General features: G+C 71.4%; 22 protein-coding genes. 14 read left to right on the forward strand and 8 right to left on the reverse strand.

Annotated features, from left to right (window positions below; all coding sequences use genetic code 11):
- Position 1: 1 nt before the first annotated feature.
- On the forward strand, positions 2 to 694 hold the full coding sequence (locus tag ABZ876_RS15090; RefSeq protein ID WP_361779823.1) for a hypothetical protein: 693 nt from the start codon (positions 2 to 4) through the stop codon (positions 692 to 694).
- Positions 695 to 816: 122 nt separating this feature from the next.
- A complete protein-coding gene (gene ftsH, locus ABZ876_RS15095; protein ID WP_361779826.1) occupies positions 817 to 2886 on the forward strand; it encodes an ATP-dependent zinc metalloprotease FtsH in 2070 nt (689 codons plus the stop codon).
- Positions 2887 to 2963: 77 nt separating this feature from the next.
- On the opposite strand, the gene ABZ876_RS15100 is transcribed toward ftsH, so the two are convergent.
- Complete coding sequence (locus ABZ876_RS15100; protein ID WP_361779829.1) at positions 2964 to 3845, reverse strand: universal stress protein; 882 nt, start codon at positions 3843 to 3845, stop codon at positions 2964 to 2966.
- A 270-nt stretch (positions 3846 to 4115) separates the two neighbouring features.
- On the opposite strand from ABZ876_RS15100, the gene ABZ876_RS15105 reads away from it, so the two are divergent.
- Positions 4116 to 5756 (forward strand): APC family permease, encoded by a 1641-nt coding sequence (locus ABZ876_RS15105; protein ID WP_361779831.1) that lies wholly within the window; start codon positions 4116 to 4118, stop codon positions 5754 to 5756.
- Between the two features lie 81 nt (positions 5757 to 5837).
- Here the strand turns inward: ABZ876_RS15105 and ABZ876_RS15110 are convergent, their stop codons facing one another.
- Positions 5838 to 6167: an antibiotic biosynthesis monooxygenase gene (locus ABZ876_RS15110; protein ID WP_361779834.1), complete on the reverse strand. Its 330-nt coding sequence runs from the start codon at positions 6165 to 6167 to the stop codon at positions 5838 to 5840.
- Between the two features lie 153 nt (positions 6168 to 6320).
- On the opposite strand from ABZ876_RS15110, the gene ABZ876_RS15115 reads away from it, so the two are divergent.
- From ABZ876_RS15115 to ABZ876_RS15135, 5 genes are all read left to right on the forward strand, one after another.
- Entirely contained in the window at positions 6321 to 6542 is a 222-nt protein-coding gene (locus tag ABZ876_RS15115; RefSeq protein ID WP_361779837.1) for a hypothetical protein, read from the forward strand.
- Positions 6543 to 6592: 50 nt separating this feature from the next.
- Positions 6593 to 6955, forward strand: coding sequence for a thioredoxin domain-containing protein (locus tag ABZ876_RS15120; RefSeq protein WP_361779840.1), 363 nt, complete (start codon positions 6593 to 6595; stop codon positions 6953 to 6955).
- An 11-nt stretch (positions 6956 to 6966) separates the two neighbouring features.
- Positions 6967 to 7167 carry a hypothetical protein gene (locus ABZ876_RS15125; protein WP_361779843.1) on the forward strand — a complete coding sequence of 67 codons (201 nt, stop codon included), beginning with the start codon at positions 6967 to 6969 and terminating at the stop codon, positions 7165 to 7167.
- A gap of 248 nt (positions 7168 to 7415) precedes the next feature.
- Positions 7416 to 9101, forward strand: a complete 1686-nt coding sequence (locus tag ABZ876_RS15130) for a SpoIIE family protein phosphatase (RefSeq protein WP_361779846.1) — start codon at positions 7416 to 7418, stop codon at positions 9099 to 9101.
- Between the two features lie 204 nt (positions 9102 to 9305).
- Entirely contained in the window at positions 9306 to 11222 is a 1917-nt protein-coding gene (locus ABZ876_RS15135; protein WP_361779849.1) for a cellulase family glycosylhydrolase, read from the forward strand.
- Positions 11223 to 11297: 75 nt separating this feature from the next.
- Here ABZ876_RS15135 and ABZ876_RS15140 read toward each other — a convergent pair whose 3' ends face one another.
- Positions 11298 to 12134: an RNA polymerase sigma factor SigF gene (locus tag ABZ876_RS15140; RefSeq protein WP_361779852.1), complete on the reverse strand. Its 837-nt coding sequence runs from the start codon at positions 12132 to 12134 to the stop codon at positions 11298 to 11300.
- Between the two features lie 201 nt (positions 12135 to 12335).
- On the opposite strand from ABZ876_RS15140, the gene ABZ876_RS15145 reads away from it, so the two are divergent.
- From ABZ876_RS15145 to ABZ876_RS15155, 3 genes are all read left to right on the forward strand, one after another.
- Positions 12336 to 12503 (forward strand): zinc-binding dehydrogenase, encoded by a 168-nt coding sequence (locus ABZ876_RS15145; protein ID WP_361779853.1) that lies wholly within the window; start codon positions 12336 to 12338, stop codon positions 12501 to 12503.
- Between the two features lie 176 nt (positions 12504 to 12679).
- A complete protein-coding gene (locus ABZ876_RS15150) occupies positions 12680 to 13444 on the forward strand; it encodes a DUF4328 domain-containing protein (protein WP_361779856.1) in 765 nt (254 codons plus the stop codon).
- Between the two features lie 194 nt (positions 13445 to 13638).
- Entirely contained in the window at positions 13639 to 14475 is an 837-nt protein-coding gene (locus ABZ876_RS15155) for a maleylpyruvate isomerase family mycothiol-dependent enzyme (RefSeq protein ID WP_361779859.1), read from the forward strand.
- Between the two features lie 70 nt (positions 14476 to 14545).
- On the opposite strand, the gene ABZ876_RS15160 is transcribed toward ABZ876_RS15155, so the two are convergent.
- Positions 14546 to 14971, reverse strand: coding sequence for a hypothetical protein (locus ABZ876_RS15160; RefSeq protein ID WP_361779862.1), 426 nt, complete (start codon positions 14969 to 14971; stop codon positions 14546 to 14548).
- Between the two features lie 437 nt (positions 14972 to 15408).
- Between ABZ876_RS15160 and ABZ876_RS15165 the strand changes: the two genes are divergently transcribed.
- The 3 genes from ABZ876_RS15165 to ABZ876_RS15175 all read left to right on the forward strand — a co-directional run bounded on the left by ABZ876_RS15165 (position 15409) and on the right by ABZ876_RS15175 (position 18318).
- On the forward strand, positions 15409 to 16062 hold the full coding sequence (locus tag ABZ876_RS15165) for a hypothetical protein (RefSeq protein WP_361779865.1): 654 nt from the start codon (positions 15409 to 15411) through the stop codon (positions 16060 to 16062).
- A gap of 118 nt (positions 16063 to 16180) precedes the next feature.
- Entirely contained in the window at positions 16181 to 17419 is a 1239-nt protein-coding gene (locus tag ABZ876_RS15170) for a DUF6545 domain-containing protein (protein ID WP_361779868.1), read from the forward strand.
- A 215-nt stretch (positions 17420 to 17634) separates the two neighbouring features.
- A complete protein-coding gene (locus ABZ876_RS15175; protein WP_361779871.1) occupies positions 17635 to 18318 on the forward strand; it encodes a formylglycine-generating enzyme family protein in 684 nt (227 codons plus the stop codon).
- Here ABZ876_RS15175 and ABZ876_RS15180 read toward each other — a convergent pair.
- The 4 genes from ABZ876_RS15180 to ABZ876_RS15195 all read right to left on the reverse strand — a co-directional run bounded on the left by ABZ876_RS15180 (position 18307) and on the right by ABZ876_RS15195 (position 20778).
- Positions 18307 to 18675 (reverse strand): hypothetical protein, encoded by a 369-nt coding sequence (locus ABZ876_RS15180; protein WP_361779874.1) that lies wholly within the window; start codon positions 18673 to 18675, stop codon positions 18307 to 18309. The genes ABZ876_RS15175 and ABZ876_RS15180 overlap by 12 nt on opposite strands.
- A 272-nt stretch (positions 18676 to 18947) precedes the next feature.
- The gene (locus ABZ876_RS15185; RefSeq protein ID WP_361779877.1) at positions 18948 to 19847 is read right to left on the reverse strand and encodes an aminoglycoside phosphotransferase family protein; all 900 of its coding nucleotides are present in this window, start codon (positions 19845 to 19847) and stop codon (positions 18948 to 18950) included.
- 113 nt (positions 19848 to 19960) lie between these two features.
- Entirely contained in the window at positions 19961 to 20410 is a 450-nt protein-coding gene (locus tag ABZ876_RS15190; RefSeq protein WP_361779879.1) for a DUF3618 domain-containing protein, read from the reverse strand.
- Positions 20407 to 20778 (reverse strand): phage holin family protein, encoded by a 372-nt coding sequence (locus tag ABZ876_RS15195; RefSeq protein WP_361779971.1) that lies wholly within the window; start codon positions 20776 to 20778, stop codon positions 20407 to 20409. The genes ABZ876_RS15190 and ABZ876_RS15195 overlap by 4 nt, the downstream gene beginning before the upstream one ends.
- Positions 20779 to 21069: the final 291 nt, after the last annotated feature.

The following is a 21069-nucleotide window of genomic DNA, read 5'->3' on the forward strand; positions in this document are numbered from 1 at the left end:
CATGACGCAGATGAACCGTTCCGGGAGCGGGCACCGCCCCCTGGCGCTCGTCTACCGCGGCCCGGCCTCGCTGCCCGGCTGCCCCGAGGCGGTCGCCGGACTTCTCGCCGACGGACCCTGGGACCTGGACGTACGCTTCACCGGCCCCCGCGAGGAGCTGCCGCTGTCGGCCGAGTCGCTCGCCCGGGCCCAGGTGTACGCCCAGCCGGGCGGCGGCACGCTCCGCCGGGCCTACTGGAGGCTGCGGCGGCAGCGTGGAGCGATCCGTGACTTCGTCCAGGGAGGCGGCCGCTACCTGGGCTTCTGCCTGGGCGGCTATCTGGCCGGAGCCACCCCCGGGTTCGGCCTGCTGCCCGGCGACACCGATCAGTACATCTCCTCAGCGGGGTCCTCGGTCGACGACGAGAGAAACACCCTGGTCGGGGTGCAGTGGCGTGGCCGGCCCCGCACCGTGTTCTTCCAGGACGGGCCCTATTTCGTGCTCGACGAGCGCGCGGACGCGGACACGACGGTCCTGGCCACCTACGACAACGGCATGCCCGCCGCGGTGGTGTCCCGGTTCGGCGCGGGCCGCGTCGGCGTCACCGGACCGCACCCGGAGGCCACGGACGACTGGTTCAGCGACTACGGCCTGCCGCTTCAGCACAACCTCGACCTGGCGCGGGACCTCGTGGAGTCGACCCTGAAGGACTGACCGGGGCACGACGCGTCGGACGGACGCGTCGGAGGGACCATGGGAAGTGGAGGCCGGTGGCACGTGTGCCATGGTCCGCCGACGGCGCCGTCCCGCCCGCCTCTCGAAGGAGGCGGTGCACGGTGATCACGCGAGTGCGGATGCCGCACCGGCATCTCACGCCGCCGGCCAAGTCCGGACCGCCACGGGAACCGCCGAGGCCGCCCACCCAGCAGCCCCGGGCGGGCTGGCAGTGGTGGATCATGCCGTTGGTCTGGGTGGTCTTCCTGGTCGTCCTCATGCTCGTCCGCGCCCCCTCGGGCCCCTCACCCACCCACCTCACCTACAGCGACTTCGTCGCCAAGGTCGGCGTGGGCCAGGTGAAGACCGTCGACATCAACGACAAGGGTGCGGTCAGCGGCACCCTGAAGAACGGCACCAAGTTCACCACCCAGCTCCCGACGGCGCTGGGCACCGGACCGCTCCAGCAGCAACTCCAGTCCCAGCACGTGCAGATCACCGCGTCCCAGAGCAAGAGCGGCGGCAACCCGTTCACATCGGTGCTGTCAGCCCTCCTGCCGGTGCTGCTCCTCATCGGCGTCTTCTGGTGGATCGGCCGTCGCGCCGCGCGTTCCATGACGGGCGGACTGAGCGCCATCGGCCGCTCCCGAGCCAAGATCATCGAGGCGGAACGCCCGACCACCAGGTTCGACGACGTGGCGGGATACGACGGTGTCAAGCAGGAGATCAGCGAGGTGGTCGACTTCCTGCGCAACCCGTCCCGCTACGCGGCCGCCGGTGCCAAGGGGCCCCGCGGAGTGATCATGGTGGGGCCGCCGGGCACGGGTAAGACACTGTTCGCCCGGGCCGTCGCGGGGGAGGCCGATGTGCCGTTCCTGTCGGTGACCGGCTCGGCCTTCGTCGAGATGTTCGTCGGGGTCGGCGCGTCCCGTGTGCGTGACCTGTTCGACGAGGCCCGCAAACGTGCACCGTCCATCATCTTCATCGACGAGATCGACGCCGTCGGTGCCCGGCGCGCGGGCAGCGGGCGGATCGGGGGCAACGACGAACGCGAGCAGACCCTCAACCAGATGCTGGCCGAGATGGACGGCTTCGACCAGTCGACGGGCATCGTCGTCCTCGCCGCCACCAACCGGCCCGAAGCCCTCGATCCCGCGCTGCTGCGCCCTGGGCGCTTCGACCGGCAGGTCACCGTCCCGCTGCCCAACCAGGCCGAACGTGCCGCCATCCTCCGGGTGCACGCACGCGGCAAGACCCTGGCCCCCGACGTCGATCTCGACATCGTCGCCCGGGCCACGCCGGGATTCTCCGGCGCGGACCTCGCCAACCTGGTCAACGAGGGCGCCATCAACGCCGTCCGGGCCGACCGCGTGCTGATCGAGCCGAACGACCTCGACGCCGCCCGCGACCGCGTCCTGCTCGGCCGCCGCGAGGCGTCCAACGCCCTGCTGCCCGAGGAACGCCACGCCGTCGCCGTGCACGAATCGGGCCACGCCCTGGTCGCCGCGCTGTGCGAGCACGCCGACCCCGTCGCCAAGGTCACCGTCCTGCCGTCGGGCATGACGCTGGGGGTGACCGAGCAACTGCCCGAGGCCGAACGCCATCTGTACAGCGAGGACTATCTGACCGACCTGCTCGCGGTCAGGCTCGGCGGCCGGGCCGCCGAACTCGTCGTCTTCGGGGAAGGGTCCAGTGGCGCCGCCAACGACCTGGCGGGCGCCACCCAGATCGCCACGCGGATGGTCCGTGACTTCGGTCTGTCGCCGGCCCTCGGCCCCGTCGGCTACGCGACCGCCCATCCGAACCAGCTGGGCGAGACCGCCGAGGAGCCCGCCTTCCAGCCGTACTCGCAGCAGACCCAGCGGATCATCGACGAGGAGGCCGCGCGTCTGCTCCGCGAGGCCGAGGAGCGGGCGACGGGGCTGCTCCGGGACCACCGACGGGCCCTGGACCGGCTCAGCGACCTGCTCGTCGTACGGGAGACCGTCGACGGCTCTGCCGTGCTCGATGTGCTGCGGCAGGAGGAGCGGGACCGGCGCGAAGCGAACGGCGGTCCCTCGGACCGTGCACCCGGCGACCTGCGCCCCGTGCCGCCACGAGCCCGGGTCCCGGGTGAGGGGGACCGCTCGGCCGGACCGGCGGGGGGTGGCGAGGCGCCCGGCGCCGACGGGTCACCGAACGGTTCGGCATGACGGGGTGAGCGGTGGGGAGCGCGGGCCTGCGGTCCCCACCGGCCGTCACCTGCCGCCTCCCCTCGGTCCCGGCGGCCTCACCCAGGGGCTTGCGGTACGGCGATCACGGGGCAGCGGGCGTGGCGCAGTACACCCTGGCTCACCGAGCCCAGCATGGTGCCGGTGAGGCCGTCGTGCCCCCGGGTTCCCACCACCAGGCCGAGTGCGTGGGCGGATGCCTCGGTCAGCGCCACCGCCGGATGTCCGCTGACGAGTTCGTGGTGCAGCTCGACGTCGGGGTAGTCGGCACTGCGGCCGGCGACGGTCTCGTAGAGCAGACGCCGGCACTCCTGTCGCGCCGTGTGCTCGTCCAGTACCCCGAGCAGTCCCGGCCGCCAGACGTACAGCGCCCGCAGCGCCGCCCCGTGCAGGAACGCCTCCTCGAAGGCGAAGTCGACAGCGCAGGCGCCGCGCTCGCTGCCGTCCACGCCGAGGACGAAGTACCCGGGCTGTTCGGTGACGCCTTCCGGCTGGGACACCACCACCACGGGGCAGCGGGTATGCGCGAGGACGGGCAGGGCGACCGACTCTGAGCTGAGCCACCCCTTCATCCGGTTCAGATGCCGAGATCCGAGGACCACGGCCGTGGCACCGTGACTCTCCTCCTCCAGGACCCGCGCGGGGTGCCCCTCCACCGGGAGGGCGCACACCTCGACCTGCGGTCGCCGGGCCGCCACGAAGCCCGCCGCCTCCTTGAGCGCCCGTTCCCCGGCCGCGTGCAGGGTGCGGTCCCGCTCCTGCCACGAGGCCGGCATCTCCCATCGACGGAACTCGGCGGTCGGCACGCTCTCGGCATGGACCAGACGCAGCGGCACTCCCCGTAGCGCGGCCTCGTCGGCCGCCCAGGCCAAAGCCCTCCGCTGCGTCGGATCGGGGTCGACGCCGACCACGATCGGCCGGCGGGCATCCGGTCGGGACATCGTCATCTCCAGCGGTCTTTCGCGGTCCGGATTCCGTTGCTTGAGGCGCCTATTTCTCGCCCAAGCTAGCTTGTCTCACTCTCTTCTCACATTTCGCAACTGAATAGAGACATTCCGTCACCCCGTATGACCTGTGCAAAGAGCATGCAAAGGATGCTCCTCTTAAACGGTCAAATCTTGAGCTACACCCTTCTGCTCAGGGCGCCTCGATTCCTACTGTGAGCCGCCATTGCGTTAATTCGGTGTTCACATAATGAGAGGCCCCTTGACATGGTGAAACTCGACCATGCAGCCCCCGACGTCACACGTGACCAGACCGGCGGTCTGCGACGGGACGTCGGCCTGATCGGACTGATGTGGGCCTCGGTCGGTTCCATCATCGGGTCCGGCTGGCTCTACGGCGCGCAGAAGGCCGTCGTGATGGCCGGTCCCGCGGCTGTCATCTCCTGGCTGGTCGGCACGGTGGCGATCGTCCTGCTGGCCCTCGTGCACGCCGAGCTCGGCGGCATGTTCCCGGTGGCGGGCGGCACGGCCCGCTATCCGCACTACGCCTTCGGCGGCCTGGCCGGCATGTCCTTCGGCTGGTTCGCATGGCTCCAGGCCGCCACCGTGGCCCCGATCGAGGTCGAGGCCATGATCGGCTACGCCGCTCACTGGGACTTCGCCAAGGGCTTCCAGCACGCCGACGGCACGCTGACGCCCAGCGGCTTCACCGTCGCCGTGGTCCTGATGGCCGTCTTCGTCGCGGTGAACTTCCTGGGTGTGCGCATCCTGGCCCACACCAACAGCGCCGCCACCTGGTGGAAGATCGCCGTTCCGCTGGGCGCCATCTTCATCATCGCGGTGGGCAACTTCCACCCGCACAACTTCACCGCCCAGGGGTTCGCCCCGTACGGAGCCAAGGGCGTGCTGGGCGCCATCAGCTCCAGCGGCATCATCTTCGCCCTGCTCGGCTTCGAGCAGGCGATCCAGCTGGCGGGCGAGAGCCGTAACCCCAAGCGTGACCTGCCGCGCGCCACGCTCGGCTCGGTGGCCATCGGCGCCGCGATCTATGTGCTCCTCCAGATCGTCTTCATCGGCGCGCTGCCGCTCAGCTCCTTCGCCCACGGCTGGGCCAAGCTCGACTTCCCCGGGATCAGCGGTCCCTGGGCGGGCCTCGCGACGCTGGTGGGCCTCGGCTGGCTGAGCGTGGTGCTGTACATCGACGCCGTGATCTCCCCCGGTGGCACCGGCCTGATCTACACCACCGCGACCTCGCGCGTGTCCTACGGCCTGGCCAAGAACGGCTACGCGCCCAAGCTCTTCGAGAAGACCGACGCCCGCGGGGTGCCGTGGTTCGGTCTCGCGATCTCGTTCTTCACCGGCGTGATCTGCTTCCTGCCCTTCCCGAGCTGGCAGGAGCTGGTCGGGTTCATCACCTCCGCGAGCGTCCTGATGTACGCCGGCGCGCCGCTGGCCTACGGCGTCTTCGCGGACCGGCTCCCGCACCTCGAGCGCCCCTACCGCCTGCCGGCCGGCAAGGTGATCTCGCCGCTGTCCTTCGTGGTCGCCAACCTCATCATCTACTGGGCCGGCTGGGACACGCTGTGGCGCCTGGGCGTCGCGATCGTCCTCGGCTATGTGCTCCTCGGCGGCTACGCCTGGTACGCCACGAGCAAGGGCCTGCCGGATGCTCCCCGTCTGGACTGGAAGTCCGCCCAGTGGCTGCCCGCCTACCTGGTGGGCCTGGGCCTGATCTCCTGGCAGGGCGGCTTCGGCGGCCAGGACCACATCGGTCTGTGGTGGGACATGGCGGTCGTCGCGGCCTTCTCCCTGGGCATCTACTACTGGGCGAAGGCGACCGCGTCGCGTCCCCAGCAGATCGAGCGGAGCATCGAGGAGGTCGTGGTCACGGACGCACCCGCGCACTGACCCCGACCGGACCCCAAGGTGTCCCGTCCGCCACGGCCGCCCGGCCGCGGCGGACGGGACACCGTCCTGCTTCGGCCTTGCTCACGCGGTCTTCGGCGCTGCCTGCTGCACGACCTCGAAGGACCACAGAGTGGACCCGCTCGCGGCCGGCTTGGGCCGCTCGCCGCCCTCCGCGCCACCGCCCTGGTGGGCCGCCTTCATGGGACCCTCCATCCATGCCTGGAAGGACTGCTCGTCACGCCAGCGCGTGTAGACGAGGTAGGTGTCGGTCCCCTCGACCGGCCTGAGGAGTTCGAACCACTCGAACCCGTCGGAGCTCTCCACGGCATGGGCCCGGGAGGCGAAGCGCTTCTCCAGCGTCTCGCGCTGCTCGGCAGGGACGGTCAATACGTTGATCTTGACTACGCTCATGGCCCCATCCTGCCGCACGGCGGCCGGCCCGGGGCGAGCGGCTCGTCCTGCGCGCGGCCGTGCGGGCGCCCCGAGTCGGGCCCCGCGGCGGGGCACGGAACGACGCCCATGGCTCGACATGCGCGGGAGCGATCCGCGGGCGAGGGTGAAGGTATGAGCGAGCAGCGCGTGATCGTGTCCGCGCCCTCCGAGACCGGCGGCCGACGAGTCCGGTCCGACGGCGAGATCCTCGGGATGGCGTACAGCTTGCACGATCTGGCCGTCCTGCTCCAGCGGGCCGGTCTGGAGGGCTGGGACGAGGTTGACGTGGCCGAGTCCCCGCTGATCGAGTGGCACGGTGGCGGTCCGGAGGTCTGGCCGAGGAGCGGCGGCTGACCCGGCCGGGCCGATCCTGTCGGGGGCGGCTCTGCGTGAGGAGGAACCGCATGAATGCGCGAGCACCCCTCCGGCCGGTCCGACTGCCGGGGTACACCAATGAGGACGGTGACGGCGTCGTCGGTGACGGACCCGTGGCACTCGACGCGTACATCGACTTCCAGTGCCCGTACTGCCGGATGTTCGCCGAGTCCTCGGGTCCGGTGCTGGACGGCCTGGTGGCCGACGGCCGGATCCGTGTCATCGGCCATCCCGTGGCGATGCTCGACCAGATGTCCACCGATGACTACTCCGCCCGGGCCGCCGCGGCCTCCGGATGCGCCGCCGACGGCGGCGGGTTCGCGGCGTACCACGCTGCGCTGTTCGCCGGCCAGCCCCCGAGGGCGGCCCAGGGCTCCCCCAGGAGGAACTGATCGCCCTGGGTATGAGGGTGGGCCTCAGTCACTCCTTCTCGGCGTGCGTGCGCGACGGCGTCCACCTCGACTGGCCGCCGTACGTCACCGCGCGGGCGGACGAGCGCGGCGTGCGGGGCACACCCACGGTGCTGGTCGAGGGCGCCCTGGTGCCGCCGTACCCGGGACCGATCATGAACGCCGTGAGCGCCGCACTGCGTCATCCCGTCTGACCGGACGAAACGCCGCGCGGCGAACCGCCGTCGACTGCTACGGCAGTGCGGGCCGTCCGGGGAGCTGCCGGGGGATCGCCGGGGCGTCGAACGGCAGGTGCGCTACGGCGTCGGCCCGGAAACGCCGCATCCGCCCCGCTTGGGCGCGGCGTTGTATCGCGCCCTCGCGCCGGGAGCATCGCCCGTGCCCCTCGGGGGACAATGAAAGGGAGTGGCCGAGGCGTTTCTCCGGTGAGGGGAGGCAGGCCATGACCGGCCCGTGTGGTTCGAAGGACGCGGTTGTCAGGGCCCTCGACGCCCTCGGCACGGGTGCGTACCTGGCGGACGAGCAGGGCTGCATCGTCGGCGTCAACACGCGCGGCGAACAACTCCTGGCCCGTCCCGCGTCCGGTCTGATCGGCCAGGACGCCCACGATCTGCTGCACCGCAACAGCGCCGGGGAAACCGTGCCGCGGGCTCAGTGCCGGCTCCGGGAGTGCTTCCTCGCCGGGCGCACGGATCAGGGCGGCGACGTGTGGCTCGAGCGCGGCGACGGCACGCTGCTGCCGGTGGCATGGCTGGCCACTCCCTGCGACATCGGCGTCCGGCCGGCGACCACGCTCGTCCTCTTTCACTCCGCAAGCCGGGCCGGGCGGCCCGCCCAGCGGCCACCTGCCAGCGGACGGCTCTCCGACCTGGAACGGCTCGCACTGCTCGCCGAGACGACCACCCTGCTCACCTCCACCCTGGACATCGGCGTGGCGTTGCGCCGCCTGATCGCCCTCGTGGTGCCTCGCCTCGCCGACTGGGCCGTCATCGACCTGATCGGCGAAGGGGACGAGGTGCGGCGCTTCGCGGTCGCCCATGCCGAAGGCGGCACCGTGGTGTTCCGGGAGGACCTCCAGGGGCCCATGCCGCCGGTGCCGCAGGAGTCGCCGATGCCTCTGTCCCGAGCCCTGCGCGGCGTCGCCTCCACCCTCGTCGGCCCCGAGACCTATCAGGGGTCGCCCGACTCCGGTATCGCGGTCGAGCAGCGGCGCCTGTTCGAGGCGACCGGCATGCACTCGGCCGTCGTGGTCCCCATCCGCAGCCTGCACGAAGTACTGGGCGCCCTCACCCTCGGCCGCGCCGACCAGCCCGAGCGGTTCACCGCGACCGACATCGTCCTGCTGGAGGACATCGCCCGGCGCGCCAGCCTCGCCTTGGAGAACGCCCGCCTCTACCAACGGCAGCGCAAGGTCGCCGAGACCATGCAGCGCCATCTGCTGCCGCAGCTGCCGCACATGCCCGGCCGCGGTATGACCGTCCGTTACCTGCCCGCCCCGGACGCCTCACATGTCGGCGGGGACTGGTACGACGCGTTCACGCTGACGGACGGCGCCACCGCTCTGGCCATCGGTGACGTCGTCGGCCACGACCTGGACGCGGCGGCCGGCATGGCCCAGCTGCGCAATATGCTCCGTGCCTACGCCTTGTCCCAGCAGGCGCCGCCGAGCGCGATCGTGGAAAGCCTCGACCAAGCGACCCAGCACATCGCGGAAGTCTCCATGGCCACGCTGGTCTTCGCCCGGATGACGACGACCGACGCCGGGGGGTTCGAGTTGTGCTGGACCAATGCGGGCCATCCACCTCCGCTGCTGATCACCCGCGAGGGCGTGGCCCGCTATCTGACCGACGGCCACGGGATCCTGCTCGGCGTCACGCCCGACCAGGCCCGTCCCGACGCGACGGTGGAGCTGCCGCCCGGGGCGACCCTGCTTCTGTACACCGACGGCCTGATCGAGTCCCCGGGCCACACCCTGGACGAGGGCCTGAACCGCCTGCGTCGGCATGCGGCGTCATTGGCCCACCGCCCCCTGGAGTCCTTCACGGACCAGTTGCTGGCACGGGCGCGCCCGCCGGACAACGACGACGACGTGGCCCTGCTGGCGGTGCGGGTGCCGAGCCCCTCTTGATGCCTCGGGACCAGGACTCGGCGGCTGTTCCTGCGTGCGCGGAGCCGGCAGCGGTGGTTCCTCCGTACACTGGCGGCCGTTGCCCGCCGACGGCCGAGTCCGGCCGCCGCGCGGGGATCCCGCCGACGGGCACCACGCACCGAGGCGCCTGTCGGCCGCGCCACCCCCCGTCCGCGCACCACCGCTCACTCACCAGAGAGCCGTATGCCGACCATCAGACTTGTCCAGCACCTGACAGGAGTGGCCGCGGCCTTCCTCCTGCTGACCTCGGCGCCCGCCGCGGTCACCGCCGCCCCGCAGCCCTCGCCCCGGACCACCGCCGCCACCGCACCGGTGGCCGACACCTGGCAGCCGCCGTTGTCCACCCGCGGCCGGTACATCGTCGATGCCGCGGGCAGACGCTTCCGGCTGAGGTCGGCCAACTGGGACGGCGCACAAGGGTCCTGGACCGGCAGCGGCAGCAGCACCGATCCCGCCGGCCACCATGCCGGCCAGGACTCCCACGGCATTCCCCTCGGCCTGGACCGAGTCGCGCTGCCCAAGCTGCTCGCCGACTTCCACGAACTCGGCATCAACAGCATCCGGCTGCCGTTCTCCAACGAGATGATCCATGCGACGGCTCCCGTGCCGGACACCGCCGTCACCGCCAACCCGCAGCTGCGCGGCAAGACGCCGCTCCAGGTCTACGACGCCGTGGTGGCCGCGCTCACCGGTGACGGCTTCGCGGTCATCCTCAACAACCACACCAACACCACCCGTTGGTGCTGCGGCATCGACGGCAACGAGCGGTGGAACACCCGGCAGTCCACCCGGCAATGGGCTGACGACTGGGTCTTCATGGCGCGCCGCTACGCCTCCGACCCCCGTGTGGTGGGAGCCGACCTCTACAACGAGGTGCGCCGTGACGTCATGGACGACCCCAACTGGGGCCTGGGCGACGACCACGACTGGTACGCCGCCGCCCAACTCGCCGCGGATCGCATCCTCACCGAGGCCGACCCCCATCTCCTCATCGTCATCGAGGGCATCAACTGGACCGGCGTGCCCGTCGACGGGCTGCCGCACGGCCGTCCCGCCCTCACCCCCGCGCGTACGCTCTCGCACACCCTCGTGGCCACCCACCAGCTGGTCTACTCCGCCCACTTCTACGGGTACACCGGCCCCCACCACAGCGGTGCCACCGGCATGGGGGAGACGCACGACCCCCGCTATCAGGACCTGACCCGCGACCAGCTGTACCAAGCCCTGACCGACGAGGCCTTCTTCGTGGCCGAGGAGGGCGGCCGGCACTTCACCGCACCGGTGTGGATCAGCGAGTTCGGCATCGGAGCCGGTGAGACGGGCACCGCGGGCCGTACCTGGTTCGGGAACATCACCGACTACTTCGCCGACCACGACAGCGACTTCGCCTACTGGCCGCTGGTCGGCTGGGAAGGGCACGACGACTGGTCGCTGCTGCGCTACGACTCCGCGGGTCACCGATACGGCATCCTCGACGGGTCCGACTGGCGCAGTACCGCATGGCACCACCTCATGACCGCGCCGACACGCACCGGGCCGGTGGCGGAGGTTCCTTCCTGGCACATGCTCGCCACCGACCACGGGGACCAGGTCCAGTCGCTGCGGGCGCGGGCCGCCGGCGACTGGGACCCGGGCGCCTCCAAGGCCGTGTGCCCCGACGGCCTGCGGCTGACCGGCCTGGGTCACAGGGGCGACCGAGGACTGTGCACCGACGTCGGAGCGGGTGATCTGCGCGCCGCAGGCAGCGCCCAGACCGTCGTCACCGACGAACGCCATGTCCCGCAAGGCGGCGACTGGGCCTCGGGCTACACCAAACTCCAGTGTCCCGCCGACGGCTTCCTCATCGGCTACAGTCACCGCGGCGGCCGTGTGTCGGCGGCCCTCTGCGTCCCCGCCCGGGGCCGCCTGGGCGTCACCGGGCGGACCGTGTGGTTCGACCGGTCCGACAACCGCCCCGCCGACGCCGGCGGTGGCGACTTCGCCTACGGCGACTACAAAGGCCAGTGCGCCGACGACGAGTACGCGGCCGGGATCGCCTTCACCACACGTCTGGGCAGCACCGCGGGTCCTGCCGCCCTGCTGTGCCGCACTCTGTCCTGACCTTGCGCACCGTGCCGCCCCGGGCCCGGCCTCAAGTGCCGTGCCCGGGGCGCTCTGTCGCCGTCAGGACCCGGCTCAGTGTGTGGTGAGCAGGCCTTCGCGCAGCCGGGCCAGCATCCGCGACAGCAGCCGCGAGACATGCATCTGGGATACGCCGAGGTGTTCGCCGATCTGGGCCTGGGTCAGTTCCTCGACGAACCGCATATGGATGATCTGCCGGTCACGCTCGTCCAGCTCGGCGATCATCGGGGCCAGCGCGTGGAAGTCCTCCACCAGCTCCAGCGCCCCGTCCTCGGCGCCGATGAAGTCGGCCAGCGCGGTCTCGCCCTCCTCGTTGGTGCTGATCGCGGCATCCAGGGAGGAGGAGTTGTAGCCGTTGGAGGCCAGCCTCGCCTCGACGACCTCTTCCTCCGAGAGGCACATCAGCTCCGCCAGCTCCTTCGTGGTCGGGGTGCGGCCCAGCCGGCTGCGCAGCTCCTCCGTCGCCTTCGCCAGCTGCACCCGCGCCTCCTGGAGCCGGCGCGGCACATGTACCGCCCAGGAGGTGTCGCGGAAGAACCGCTTGATCTCGCCGACGATGTACGGCACGGCGAACGAGGTGAACTCCACCTCGCGCGCGAGCTCGAACCGGTCGATGGCCTTGATCAACCCGATCATGCCGACCTGGACGATGTCCTCCATCTCCTCCGGCCCGCGACTGCGGAACCGGGCCGCCGCGAAACGGACCAGGGACATGTTCATCTCGATCAGCGTGTTGCGCGCGTACTGGTACTCGGGCGTGCCCTCCTCCAGCGACGCCAGTTGGTCGAAGAAGAGCTTCGACAATGCGCGGGCGTCCTTCGGAGCAACCCGCGACGGGTCGGCGACCTCAGGCAGTGCAGCCGTGCCCGCGTCCGCAACGGCTTCTGTCATCGCCGCCGTCATGTTCCCTCCCAGATCGACTACCTGCGTGTTCGCCCGTTACGGGCTGACGCAACACCGACTGCCCCGATGCCCGGCGGCTATGCACACCGGCTTACGACGAGATGGGCGGAGGCGGCAAGCGGTCGCGGTGTGAGCTCGATCCGGGGCCTGAAATACCCGGCATATACATAATTACTGTGAATCGCTGCAGTGGTCCGGAGACCCTGGAACCGGCGGGGGTCGACGAGCGACACGGGCCGGCTCACCGTCCCCATCGGTCACGCCCTGCCGCCGGCCGAGGCCGCCCAGGCGTTCCGCCTCAGCAAGAGCGGGCGGACCCGCGGCAAGGCCGTGCCCGGGCCCGGAGGCGGCAACTGACGCTTCCCCGGCCGGCACGCTCCGGCCCGGACACCCTCCGGGCCGGGAAAGCCGGGCCCGCGCCACCCCCGAGTGGACTGCGGCTCCGATGAACTCGTATGTATCGCACGCCGCGCGTGAGGGTCCGGAAGGAACGGCGTCCGGCGTTTCGATCACACCTCGGGGGAAGCTCCACCATGATCTGTTCGCGCTGCCGTCATTTCGCCGCGGCACCCGGCGGCACCTTGTGCACCCGGTGCGCCACCGCTCCGGATACGACCGCCCAGCCGTTCGCGGCGGCGCCCGCGGCCCTGCTGCGCTCACCCGTCGGGCTCGGCCGGGCGACCGCCGTACTGCTCGGCCTGGTCGCCGCCACGGACCTGTCCGCGATCGGGGCGGACTTCGTCATGTACAACGTGTCCGGCGACCTGGCCGACGGCGCCATCGGGGACGCCGTAAGCCGCCGGGCCGACCGCGCGGACGCGCTCTACGCCGCAGCCGGCGCCGTCCAGACCGTCGCGCTGGTCGCCTGCATCGTGGTGTTCCTGTGCTGGTTCTACCGAGTCCGGGTCAACGCCGAGGTGATGAGCCCGTCCGGGCACACCAAGGGGCGGGGCTGGGCGATCGGAGGCTGGTTCACGCCGATCGTGAACCTGTGGTTCCCGCGCCGGATCACACTCGACATCTGGGACGCCGGCAGCCCCTGGGGCGCACCCCGGCCGCACGGCCTCGTCAACGCCTGGTGGACGCTGTGGATCATCTCGTTCCTCGACGACCGGGCCGGCTTCCCGGCCCACCGCAGGACCGACACCGCCCCGGAGGCTCACAACGCGGTCCGGCAGGTGCTCATCTCCGACGCCATCGACACCGCGGCCGCGGCGCTCGCGATCCTCGTCGTACCGCGGCTTACCCGCATGCAGCACGAGAAGGCGCTCGACGGGGCCGGGCTGGTCGCGGTCTGACCTCCCGAGCCGAGACGAGACGAGACGAGGCGAGCCGAGACGAGGCGAGGCGAGCGGGTCGGGTCGGGTCGGGTCGGGAAGCCGCGGTGCCGGAACGGGCCGCGTCCGAACCGTTGTCATCGGCCGCTCCCGCCTGGTTGGGTGTCCCGCCAGTACATGACGGGCGTGGCAGGCCCGGCGAGGGAGTGGGTGACATGGAAGCAGGGACGCGGCCGCTGGACGCGGGGATGATCCTGCCCGACGGACTCGGGCAGGCGATACGCGAGACCGCCGCGGACATCGCGGCGCTGTTGCGCACGGTGGCCGATACGACGGTTCCCGTACCGGACTCGGAATGGACCGTGGGCGAGGCGGCGGCGCATCTGGCGCTGGCCAACGAGTTGATGGCCGATCTTGCGGCGGGCCGCGAACGCCCGTACGGGGACGGCACACCCCAGAGCCTGGCCGGAGCCAACGAGCGCTCGCTGGCCGCGTTCGGGGAGCGCGAGGCAGAGCCGCTGGCGGCGATGATCGTGGCACAGGCGGACGGCTTCCTCGACGCGATCGCCCGGGCCTCCGCGGACCAAGCCGCGGACCGGACGCTCGTCACGCCGCTGGGTCCCATGGACCGGTCCACTCTCGCCTCGTACCTGCTCACCCACATGCTGGGCCACGGCTACGACCTCGCTCGCGCGCTCGACAGGCCGCACATGATCGACCGTGCTCGGGTCGGGCTGTGTCTGCCCTTCCTGCTGGTGGCCATGGAGCGTGTCGTCGACGCCGCCGCCAGTGACGGATTCACGGCCCGCTACGCGCTTCGCCTGCGGGGCGGGCCGGCGTTCGGCGTCACCTTCACCGACGGCGCCGTGAGCGTGACGTCGGGCCCGCCGGACCGGCCGGACTGCGCCATCCTCACCGAGCCGGTCACCTTCCTGCTCATCGCGCTGGGCCGCTGCGACCCGTGGCGCGCCATCGCCCGGGGCCGGGTGCTCGCCTGGGGGCGCAAGCCATGGCTTGCGCCCCGCTTTCCGACTCTCTTCACGGCGCCCTGACCTCCCGGTGCCGTCCCGTGCTCGGGAGCGCGTCCGCACCCGTATCGGCATCCGGTGTCGGCAACCGATATCAGCAACCCGTGTCGGCTGCGTCGAAGAAGTGGTCGAGTGGCGCCCGGTGCGCGGCAGGATGGAAGCCCAGCTCCCATTGGGGGTGGCCGGCCCACTCCATGAAGGCGACCCAGCGTAATAACCAGCCCAGTGCGTTCGTGGTGGCGTTCTGCTCGCGGTCGCCGAGTCCGCCCCCGCCGTCGGCTTCGCCTCCGCCCCCCGCCGCCTCGCGCAGGGCAAGCCACTCCTCGAACAGGGCCGTGACATCGGCCGCCGTCCTGCGCTCGGCCGTGCTGCCGCACAGTTCCGCGTCGGCGAGCCGCCGCCCGAAGAACCGGGCGAACCGCTGGTCCCGCGCATGGGCCCATCGGTCGTCCACGGCCCCGGACGCGGCGCCCGGTTGAGCGTCGTACGGAAACACGGGTCCGGGCTGGAAAGCGGTCACGACAGCCTCGGAACGCGACACGGCTCAGCGCTGCTCAGGGGCGCGCGGCGGTGGGCCGCGCGGGTCGCGCACCGGGGAGGGAGGGTAGGGACGGCCGTCACGTGATCCTCCGGCAAGAGGCGGGGTCTTGTGCCGTCGGCGCTTCTTGTATGTCCGGCTGGGACAGTGCAGGGGATCCGAGGCACCTGCACACGCCGACCTGAATGCAGGCGCGACCGGAGTCCGCGTCCACGGAACGAACGTGGTCGTATCCGTAGGCTGTTGACTAGAAGTCAGGTCACTTGGTGATGCTGCAATCCCCAAGCATGTGATGTCAACTGTTGTATCCATCCCCGGCTACTGGAGTATCGCTTGACCTGGTCGCTTGGCGGGGGAGCGGTTATCGTCTCGTCATCAATGCGTAGTCCGAGCCCCACCGGACGTGAGGAGATCCGTCGGTGAGAGATCCGCGCCAATCGCTCGCCGAGACCCTCCGTCACATCGACTCCCTCCTGGGCGACGGACAGAGCCGCGGCGACGTCCTCGACGCACGGCAGTTGTCCATCACCAGCGGTGTCCCGCAAGACGTCGTGGAGATACTTCTGAACGGCCGGCAGGCCCCCGACGAGGACATCACCGACCGGATCATCCGCCGCATCACCCACCTGCGGGAGACACGACGGAGGCCCGACGGTTCACGGCACTCCTACGACGAGATCGCCTCCTCGTTCGGAGCCACCCGGGCATCCCTGTCCAACCTCGTCAACGGCCGCGGGAGAGCGCGGGGCAGCACCCAGCCGGCCCGGGAGGCGGGCCAGCGCCAGAGCCGCTCGGGTGGCCCGCTGGCCTCCACCCAGGCAGGCGTCGAGCGTTTCTTCTTCGGGGAGCCCAACGGGTGGCTCAGTGCCGAGCCGGAGTCCGCACTCAACGAGGCGCTCCGGCCCGTACTCGCCGGGCTGCGCACGGCGGGCGGGCCGGACTCCTACAGCGGCAACCGCGCCATGGCGCTGCGCACGGCCGCGACCTTGCCGGACGACGAGTGGGAACTGGTCGAGCGTTTCATCAACACCCTGGTGCGTCAGGTCCGCGAAGAACGCGAACAGGGAAGCTGACACCGCCGTCTCGTCCAGTTGTGGAGGCCTTGCGTCACGAGCGCATCCGCGCGACGGGCCGCGATAGCCTGCCGCAGCGACTGCGCTCAGCAAGTACCCCGGAGGCCGTGCCCATCCCATGAACGGCGACTTGTCCTTTGTGGACGGCGACCTGCCCTTCTACGTCTCCGGCGGACTGGTGCTTCTGGCCTGTCTGCTGAAGTTGCCCGTTCTCATCCGCGCCCGAGGGCGGGACTGGCTGCTCTCCTCCATCTGTTCCCTGCTCTTTCTCGGCGCGGGGGTCCAGTTCACCACCGCCCAGAGCACGATCGTGCTCGTCAACCGTGGCACCGGCGTGCCCAATATCGCGGCTCCCCTCGACTACATGCTGCTGGTCGCCTTCTCGGGTGCCTCGATCGTGCTCGTCCTCAACTGGCGCGGCGGCACCGGCACGGCCCAGGCCCGGCACCTCTCCCGCATCACCATCGCCGCCTACGGCACGGTGGTCGTCCTGATCGCGGTCCTCTTCGCGCTGGGCGACGCGCCGGTCGAGCAACGGACGCGGTTCGATCTCTACTACGCCACCACACCGTTCATCAGGGAGATGATCCTTCTCTATCTCACCGCGCACGCCGTCGCCTCCCTGAGCGTCGGCCATCTGTGCCGACGGTGGTCACGCGAGGTGCACGGCACACTGCGCACCGGCCTGCGCGTGCTGGCAGCCGCCTACCTGATGCACTTCGTCGGCTACGACGCCATGACGGCCGCAGCGGTCGTCGGCCGCTGGACGGGCCACACATGGGACGTCCTCATCACGATCGCGCGCACGGTGATCGCGCCGAGTGCGATCCTGGGAGCGACCGGCTTCGTCCTTCCCCTGATCGGCCGGAGCACCGCCGTCCGCTACTGGCAACTGGCACCGCTGGCCCGCACGGTGCGCCCCGTGCAGGGCGCACCGGGGCCCGAGCCCCCGCCCCTGCCCTGGTGGAAGCCCAGTGTCCATCTGCGCCTGACCCGGCGGCAGACGTATATCTCCGACCGGATCCTGGCCTGCCGCGACCACTTCGACCCGCGGATCCGGGACGAGGCGCACCGGCTGGCACTGGCCGACAACGCCACCGGGGACGAAGCCGAGGCCATAGCCGAGGCCGCGCTGATCGTCGTGGCCGTCGAGTGCCACTCCGCCGGCGACGGCCAGGGCCTGACCGCCCGGCGCGCGGCGAACGGAGACGACCGTACGGTCGCCAGCAGTGACCTGGTCGACATCGCCCGGGCTCTGCGCTCCCGTATCGTCAAGGAGGCCCGCATACGCACCCGGAACGAGCGCCGGCGCACCCTCCACGGCGCGCCGACACTCCGCCACCAGCCCCCCATATGACCGGACGTCAGGCCGCACGTCCGATCTGACCCGCGGACGGGGCTCGGACTTCCCATGGGTGGCGGAGGCGGCCGTTGGCACCGGTGGATGCCGCGGGTACCAGCGCTGCGGCCACGGCGAACCGGCGTCCGGCTCCCCGTCTCGGTCCATGGTGCGGATCGCCCGGCACCGGGCATCGTGGAAGGGGCCGCAGGACGCCGGTAGGGTGGCCTTTCATGGACGCGGTCTTGCCCTACGAGATGGTCTCCGTCCCGCCGGGGAGGGTGACGCTGTCGGATCGGCGGACACAACGCAGCTGGCCGGTCGAGCTCGCGCCGTTCCAGCTGTCGGCGTTCCCGGTGACTCAGGCGCAATACGAACGGGTTGCCGGCCGGCGGCCCGGTACCGCCCGAGGAGAGCGGCTGCCCGTCGAGGGCGTGTCGTGGTGGGACGCCGTCCGGTTCTGCAACGCCCTGTCCCTGCGCGAGGGGCTGACGCCCGCCTATCACCTGCGCGTGGACGACGAGGCGGCCGAATGGGACCCATCCGCCGACGGATACCGGCTGCCGACGGAGGCCGAGTGGGAGCACGCCTGCCGTGCGGGGACGACGGGACCGCGCTACGGCCGGCTCGACGAGATCGCCTGGTACCGGGGGAACTCGGAGGACAGGATCCACGACGTGGGTGGCAGGCAGCCCAACGCGTGGGGTCTGTACGACATGCTGGGCAATGTGTGGGACTGGTGCTGGGACGTCTACGACGCCGAGGTGTACGGCACCTACCGGGTGCTCCGTGGCGGAGGCTGGTCCGATGAGCACTGGAGCTGTCGGGCCTCGGTACGGCGCCGAAGCCACCCGGCTCTCCGCATCGACGACGTGGGCTTCCGCATCGCGCGCTCCACACCGCCTTCAGCGCCGTGACGGAGACCCGACGCGGTCGAGGCCGTGCAGGATCGCGCGCTCGGCCGGTGTCGGGGGCGGTCCGGCCAGCGGAGGCAGGACGGGACCGCTCAGAGTGGCGGGCAACAGCGAGGGACGCAGCAGACCGCTCCCGTCCTTCTGCAACCTGGTGACGTCCCACATGGCGGGGGACGCCCGGTAGGAGTCGGCGGCCATCCTTGTCATGCGCCGGACGTAGGTAGTGAGAACACGGTTGGCGAGCGTGGGCCTGTCGGCGAGCACGCCGGGGAACCACCAGGCCCGGCGCGGCTGGACCGGTCCGCGGAGTCTGGGCGCCACGCCGGACAGCGGCTCGGTGTCGGAGATGAGCCGACTCACCAGGATGACGCAGGCCCAGGGCGAAGCGGAGGAAGTCCACGGGGTCCCCGGTCGGCTCGCCGCCGCGCGTTCCGCTCGGACCGGCCGGCCATCGCCCGCCCTCCATGGGGACAAGGGCCGCGGCCCGGCCGGGCGTTGTGTCCGGCGCGGTCCGGTGCCGGGACGGTCGAGGACCGCCTCGCCCCCGATCGCGGGGCCAGGTGAGCTCACCGTACCGCCGGCCATGCGAACGACACAGGAGTTCGCCCCCCGAGCCGAGGTACCGGAACCCCTCAGCTCTCGCTGAGTACCGCCCGGATCACATGCCGGGCGTTGCGCGTCATCGCCGGGTTCGTCGTGCGGTAGTGCGGCAGCGCGATCAGCGCCTGCGAGAGAGTCCGCCCCCGGCCGCGGACCCAGGCCGCGTCGTCCACGTCGAGCGCCTCGCGGAAGACCTCCCTCGCATCGGCAGGCAGCAGATTCCATGCCGGGAACAGATCACAGGCCGGATCGCCCACCCCCATGCACCCGAAGTCGATGACCGAGGTCAGCCTGCCGCCGTCCACCAGCAGATTGCCCGGCATCAGATCGCCGTGCAGCCACACCGGCGGCCCGTTCCAGCCCGGCGCCCGCAGCGCCTCCTCCCAGACGGCGGCCGCGGCGTCGCAGTCGACGCCCTCCTCGGGGATCCCGCGCAGCTCCTCGATCGCCGCCCGGGTCGCCACGTCGAGCGAGGCGACCGGTCCACCACGGTAGGCGTCCGGTGCCCCGCGCAGGGTGATGCTCCGCATCGCCGCGACGAATTCGGCCAGATCCTTGGCGAGCAGCACGGGCTCGCTCAGCTCCTCCGGCTCGGGGTTTCCCCCTGCCAGCCACCGGTGCACCGACCACGGCCACGGATACCCTTCTGCGGGCTCCCCGGCGCCCAGCACCTCGGGGACGGCGGTGGGCAGCAGGGGCGCGAGACGGGGCAGCCATTGCTGCTCCGTCGTCACGTCCTCGGCGCCGCCCTCGATCAGCGGCAGCCGTACGGCCATGGCGTCGCCCAGGCGGTACATGGCGTTGACGGTGCCGCCCGACGGAAACCGCTCCACCGGAAGCCCGGCCCACTGCGGGAACTGCCCGGCGACCAGCCGCCGTACGAGGTCGCCGTCGACGGGGAGCCGGCCCGGATGCCACTGCCCTGTGCTCATGGGGCGCCATCCGATCGCCGGACGGGGGTGGGCGTCAACCGCTTTTCGGAGCCCGACGCCCCCGGCAGCCTGAGCCACCCGTGCCCGTGTCCCCGGCACCCCCGCCGTGCGGCTCAGCCCTTCCTGCGGCGGCTCCCCAGCCACAGGGCGACGCCGCCCGCGGCCGCGAGCAGCAGGACAGCCCGGTTGCCACGCGCCGCCCGCACTCCCTCTGCGGCCTTCTGCCGTACCGGCTCGGGCGCCTTCTCCTGCCACAGCCGGCCGGCCTCCGCGGCCGTCGCCCGTGCCTGTCCGGCAGCTTGGGCGGCACCGTCCTTGACCGGCTCGGGCAGCCTGTTCTGCACCTGGTGCACGACAGCGGCGACCTTGGCCCTCGCCTTCACGGCGTTGGCCACCGCCTGCTCCTTCACCTCGGCCGCCTTCTCCTGGGCCCGGGCCTTCACGGCGGTCTTGGCCGCCAGGGCCTGGACCGTCTGCCCGAGTTCGTGACGCGTCTGCTCGACCTGCTCGCGCAGTTCCTGCGGGCTGGAGGCCGTCGGTACGTCGTGGGGCGGCTGCGTCATCGGTGTGCACTCTCCTTGATCTCGGCCACATCGGCCTTGACGTTCTCGATCGTCTGCTTGGGCGCCGGTGGTGCGGCCCGGCCGACCTGCCTCTTTCCGTTCATGGCCAGCACCGCGGCGATCACGCCCAGCACCGCGGTGACGATCAGCGCCGCCGCCCATACCGGCAGCGGCACCGCCAGAGCGGCGATGGTGGTGGCGACCAGGGCTTCGAGGGCGAGGAAGCCGGCGACCCCGGCGCCGCCGAACAGCCCGCCCCCCTTGCCGTAGCGCTTGCCCTTCTCCGTCATCTCCGCCTGCGCCAGCCTCAGTTCGCCGCGCACCAGCTCCGTCAGCTGCTGCGACGCCTGCTGCACCAGCCTGCCCACCGGCTCGGCCCCGGAGCCGTGCGTATCCCGGCCGGACCCGGCGTAGTGCGGCTGTGGGCTCGACACGACGATCACCTCCCGTCTGTCTCGTTCGTACCGGCCGACCGTGCATGCCGTCGGCGCTCGTGAACGCGCGGGTACCCCGAAGAGCCCGGTTCAGGGCAGGCAGCGACCTGATGCCGGGTGAGGGAGACGCGGCAGGAGGTGATGCCGAGGCGAGCGGGTGGTGGAGCCGTCGGCGCCGGATGAGGCCATGCCGGCATGACACACGGCGGCCGGCTCCAGGGACGC

Origin of the sequence: Streptomyces sp. NPDC046931 (genome assembly GCF_040644655.1) — a bacterium.
In the GTDB taxonomy this organism is placed as follows: Bacteria; Actinomycetota; Actinomycetes; order Streptomycetales; family Streptomycetaceae; genus Streptomyces.

What these genes read in the sequence shown, in the direction of transcription:
- ABZ876_RS15090 (WP_361779823.1), top strand. Translation starts at nt 2, where the DNA reads ATGACGCAGATGAACCGTTCCGGGAGCGGGCACCGCCCCCTGGCGCTC.
- ABZ876_RS15100 (WP_361779829.1), bottom strand. Translation starts at nt 3,845, where the DNA reads ATGTCCCGACCGGATGCCCGCCGGCCGATCGTGGTCGGCGTCGACCCC.
- ABZ876_RS15105 (WP_361779831.1), top strand. Translation starts at nt 4,116, where the DNA reads ATGGTGAAACTCGACCATGCAGCCCCCGACGTCACACGTGACCAGACC.
- ABZ876_RS15110 (WP_361779834.1), bottom strand. Translation starts at nt 6,167, where the DNA reads ATGAGCGTAGTCAAGATCAACGTATTGACCGTCCCTGCCGAGCAGCGC.
- ABZ876_RS15115 (WP_361779837.1), top strand. Translation starts at nt 6,321, where the DNA reads ATGAGCGAGCAGCGCGTGATCGTGTCCGCGCCCTCCGAGACCGGCGGC.
- ABZ876_RS15120 (WP_361779840.1), top strand. Translation starts at nt 6,593, where the DNA reads ATGAATGCGCGAGCACCCCTCCGGCCGGTCCGACTGCCGGGGTACACC.
- ABZ876_RS15125 (WP_361779843.1), top strand. Translation starts at nt 6,967, where the DNA reads ATGAGGGTGGGCCTCAGTCACTCCTTCTCGGCGTGCGTGCGCGACGGC.
- ABZ876_RS15130 (WP_361779846.1), top strand. Translation starts at nt 7,416, where the DNA reads ATGACCGGCCCGTGTGGTTCGAAGGACGCGGTTGTCAGGGCCCTCGAC.
- ABZ876_RS15135 (WP_361779849.1), top strand. Translation starts at nt 9,306, where the DNA reads ATGCCGACCATCAGACTTGTCCAGCACCTGACAGGAGTGGCCGCGGCC.
- ABZ876_RS15140 (WP_361779852.1), bottom strand. Translation starts at nt 12,134, where the DNA reads ATGACAGAAGCCGTTGCGGACGCGGGCACGGCTGCACTGCCTGAGGTC.
- ABZ876_RS15150 (WP_361779856.1), top strand. Translation starts at nt 12,680, where the DNA reads ATGATCTGTTCGCGCTGCCGTCATTTCGCCGCGGCACCCGGCGGCACC.
- ABZ876_RS15155 (WP_361779859.1), top strand. Translation starts at nt 13,639, where the DNA reads ATGGAAGCAGGGACGCGGCCGCTGGACGCGGGGATGATCCTGCCCGAC.
- ABZ876_RS15170 (WP_361779868.1), top strand. Translation starts at nt 16,181, where the DNA reads ATGAACGGCGACTTGTCCTTTGTGGACGGCGACCTGCCCTTCTACGTC.
- ABZ876_RS15175 (WP_361779871.1), top strand. Translation starts at nt 17,635, where the DNA reads ATGGACGCGGTCTTGCCCTACGAGATGGTCTCCGTCCCGCCGGGGAGG.
- ABZ876_RS15185 (WP_361779877.1), bottom strand. Translation starts at nt 19,847, where the DNA reads ATGAGCACAGGGCAGTGGCATCCGGGCCGGCTCCCCGTCGACGGCGAC.
- ABZ876_RS15190 (WP_361779879.1), bottom strand. Translation starts at nt 20,410, where the DNA reads ATGACGCAGCCGCCCCACGACGTACCGACGGCCTCCAGCCCGCAGGAA.